Annotated in this window: 1 protein-coding gene; it reads left to right on the top strand. The window is 48.9% G+C overall.

Features of this window, described 5'->3' with window-relative positions; genetic code table 11:
• Positions 1-326: 326 nt before the first annotated feature.
• Positions 327-4,316: a PEP/pyruvate-binding domain-containing protein gene (locus KDK14_RS06610; RefSeq protein ID WP_257264235.1), complete on the top strand. Its 3,990-nt coding sequence runs from the start codon at positions 327-329 to the stop codon at positions 4,314-4,316.
• The last annotated feature ends 61 nt before the right edge of the window (positions 4,317-4,377 follow it).

Genomic DNA, 4,377 nt, shown 5'->3' with positions numbered 1-4,377 from the left:
GAATAGTGGTTCTATTTACTAAAAATTTCCGACTTTTTAGACCAATTTGCTGCCACCGCACGACTGCATGGATGCAGGAGCCAGAGCAACGCAGGAGCAGTTGCCGCTTTAGGGCAATCTATTCTCGGACAGCCTCTTGGACGCTGCCAAATAAGCGATAGTTCTTTATCACCTTGGATAACATGCACTCAATTTTTTCTGTGAACTTTATAACAATATCCTTGTCCAATCAGACAAGTATTCAAATACTGTTGGGCAGTATCATCATTCAAAAACCAGGATGCCGGACATAAATATCCAGATGTTTAAGTTAGAGGGATTTTTAAATGCTACCTACCGTATATCATTCTTTGATAGCCCGCCCTATGAGTTATCAAAGCTCGACAACGAATTCAGGTCAGGACATCCATACATCCGACGGAGCCAAAAGACCACCCAAAAAGTATGTTGATCCCGGTGTCACTCCTGCCGTCCAAATGCCATTAGTCAAGCGTCTGTGCAGTATATTCGTATCACCCATACTCCACTGGGCGTTTGGTGATGCCCCAAAAATCCGGCAACAACTTCAGGCGGCTGGTGATCCCCCCCCAGACCGGCAACAAATTGGGGGTAAGGGAATGTTTTTGCACCGCATGCAGGGCATAGGACTGGATGTTCCGCCGTTCCAATGTGTTACCACCCGGGTAATGAAGGCTCTTGAACAACATCCTCTTGATATCCAACGCCTGGCACCCTATCTCTCTGGCATTACCGATGAACCCTTTACAGCGGCCAGCCTGTCGGACATCCGGGCATACCTCAATACCTTGCCACCTTCTGGGCAAGCCAAAAGGGCTGACTGGCTCGCGGGTCTGGGGAAATTTGTCGCCAGTAATGACTTTTACCAACAGGTTAAAGATTCTGAAGCGGCCAAACACATCAGGGCCCTGCGTGACCGATTATCCACCTCCCGGCCAGTGATTGTCCGCAGTTCCGGCATCAACGAAGATAACTACGGCGATGTCCGGGCGGGCAAATACCTCTCTGAAGTACAGGGAGACGACGATGTTGTACGGACCTGCCTTAAGGTCATGGCCTCAGGTTACCGGCCTGAATTATCTACTTCACAACCCATGGCTCTGATCATCCAACAGTGCATTGACTGCAAGTTTGGCGGGGTAGCCATGAGCTATCAATCACCTGAGGATAATACCACCGGGGTAGAGTTCACATCCGGTCAGCCCAGAGGCGTAGTAGGAGGGCAGTCCGGTAACACGCCCCACCGCATCCACATTGATCGCCAGGCAGGCGCGGGCAAGGCTCAATACATTCCCGGAACTATCACCAGTCACTTCATCCTGCGCAAAAACGCTGATAATAACGGCTACTCGGAAATAGCAATGGATGCTGATGCCCAATCCAGCGGCAGCGAACAACCACTCAGTGACCTCTTGGTTGAAAAACTCAAAGATGCGGTGACCAGGCTCGAAGACCTGTTGCTCTGCCCCGTGGATGTGGAATTTGCCATCGATCATCAGGGTCGCCTGTTTCTGTTGCAGGTGCGCCCTTTAACCCGGCTTTCTGGCGGCATGGATTTTGCCATGCCCATACCTGAAGAGACCCTGGCCAGTGGCGAGGGCGTCAGCGAAGGCTATTGCACCGGAACTCTCTGGTTGGCCAATAATCAAGCCACAGACACTATGCCCAAAGGCGCCATTGTCGTGGCCCAACATGCTGAAGATTGGATGCTTGAGCCTGACTTTCTGAAGCGGGCCGGAGGTTTTGTCGTTGTCGCAGGCGGCAAGAATGACCATGTGGGGATTAACCTGAGACAGAAAACAAAGCCCTTGATGATCGCTGGTGGCCAGTACCCGGCAGTGGCTGCCCTGATTGGCCAACAGGCCACGTTGGCCTGTGCCCGCTTTAACGGTAAGCCCGGTGCCTTCATTGTGCCCGGTGACCTTACCGGAAAACTGTGCTGTCACAGAAGCCTGTCCTCCACATTCTCTGATGTGCCATTAGTAAAAGCCGTCCCGTCCCGGGATGACCTGTCACTCCCTGAAGGCTCACTTCATCAGGTTGCCCGCGCTTTTCACTGGCTCACAGACCAAAATGCCCGTCTGCTGGCACTGTTTGCCCCTGACGGTGGCCTGGGTTGTCTGGCCCACCCGATAAAACTGAGTATGTCGCCACAACGATTACAGTTAGTGGCAGCGACCAGGGACAGCATAAACAGGCTGATTCATGGGGCTGAAGCACTCTTGGGCGGTTACCATGCATTCTTGCTGCTGGCGGGTGACAGCAGTTCAGACCAGGTCAAGTCATTGTTGGCTGAATTACCGCTATTGAGCACCCGGTTCAAGATGCTGAAACAGACCATCACATCAAGGGTTAAGATGCTCATCGATCCCCTGTGTGCCGGTGAAGCACAACCGCTATCCGAGGGCATGTTTGCTCTATGGCTGGCAGCCTGCCATCAGCTGCAATCCTGTCTTCAGGCACTGAATCCCCGGGAAGCAGAGCAGGTCCGCAGTGTCCATGAGCTGATTTTTGCCCTGCACAAGCGCTTTGTTGAGGCGCTCGGACCGGTCACTCTGGATTCTCGTCAGGGCAAGATTTCTAACGAAGGGTGCATCACCTATATTGATTGCACGAACCCGGGCGGCTCCGGTGTAGAGATTCCGCTATTGAATCCATCCATCAAAGATGCCCTCAATAATTTAGCGAAATCAGGGACTGTCGTCAGTATGGATGATGCCCTGATTGTTAATCTGGTGCTAGGAACTCATGTGTGCGTTATCGAGCTACTTGAACAGGCTGAGGGGGGAAAAGAACGCATTTTGCGGCTGAAAGTTTCGGATTGTTTTGAGAAACCTGATGGCAGTGATAAACCTGGCAAATTGAAACGCATGTGGTTCTTGGTGCAGTTCCTGAAAGCCGTTGAACTGGATATAGATGCTGATGCCATGAAGCTCAGTTGCAATGCCGTAGCTGGAGACATTATTGTCGAATGCCCCCGAATGACATCGCGACCAGCCATGCAGAAGGCCTTTGAAAAACTGCTGACTGTGTCAGGTGCAATGGGTGATGTGGATCTGTACTTCGAAGGCCTACCTATTGTTGAGGGGGATCAGTGGAGCTTTAACTTACTTGCACAACGCCTTAATAACGATTTTACAGAAGAAGCCAATAGATTCGTCTTCAACCATTGTCTTTTCTCATTGATTTATTGGAGGAAGGGCAATATTGGAAGATGCCTTCGGTTTTTAAACGAATACCACAAAAAATTTATTGATTATGTTCAACAGTTAGTAATTTGCGTAAGAGGTCCGGTTGATCTTTCTCAGGCAATGTTCAAAAATGATACGATCGATAAGGACACCCGCAGGAAACTCTTGCACCATCTTTTATTGTCAGGTTACAAAAACGCTACTTCATTGTTTGGGCTGGTGTATGACGACTTGAGAGATCAAGACTTTCTTATCGAACCTGCTTACAGTTACCGCCCGGTGTTCAAGGTTCCACCGGGTCATAAAGAAAAGCTCAGAAAAGTTCTGCTGGAGCAAGGGCTGCAGTATGCTAGCCAACGGGTTCGAAATGATAAAGACCTTGTATTACCAACCGTTGCAAAACACCCGGATGACCTGCAATGTGTTAGCCTCAAACTGAAGAATGACATAGATGTCGTCATGACCGCAATCGCTCAACAAGGTGAACTGCAGCAATATGCAACCCCGGCTTTAAAGGATAATGTTGATGTTGCAAGGACCGTTGTCGCAAAGTCCCCGTCAGCTATGTTTCCTGCAAGTGAAAGAATCCAAAGCGATAAAAACATCATTGAAATCTTGATTGCTGGTGATATCAATCTCTTGGGTTTTCTCAGGGGAAAAATATTGAATGATTTCGATTATATGCTGGACTTGATTGAATATAATTCTGCTGCTTTCGAGTTTGCTGATGGACTGCTTAAAAATGATAGAGTCTTTATCCGTTCAGCCATTGTTAGAAACTCCGAAGTTCGCAAATACATATCCAATGAACAACTTGTTGAATCCGCAAGATTACAACCTACAATTCAGCCTGAAAGTCTACAGATCAATGCGCCTGCTATCCAATCCCCTGGTCCTGTGTTTTTATACTCCGGTTTTCCCCAAGTGTTCTCACCGAATTCGGATTTCTCTTTTTCTGCGAGGGCCCTGCCTAATTTGAGGGGACCAGCGCTTTTGCCTAACTATTTGCACCCTGATCCCCTATTTTATCCCCTACCTTTTCAACAGCCAGGACACATACTTCATGTAATCGTCTATTTTTGGCTAAGTATACAGTTGCTCCGCTAGGCACAACGTAGTACTTCATTTATTCGCAATTGAAGCGTGAAATCAGGGATTTTTTGGTCAT

It is taken from the genome of Endozoicomonas sp. ONNA2 (assembly GCF_024606365.1).
Taxonomy (GTDB): domain Bacteria; phylum Pseudomonadota; class Gammaproteobacteria; order Pseudomonadales; family Endozoicomonadaceae; genus Endozoicomonas.
The sequence above is the reverse complement of the archived record's forward strand: the minus strand, read 5'-3'. Positions and strand labels throughout refer to the sequence as shown.

Coding starts and splice junctions, on each gene's coding strand:
- KDK14_RS06610 (WP_257264235.1), top strand. CDS start 327: ATGCTACCTACCGTATATCATTCTTTGATAGCCCGCCCTATGAGTTAT.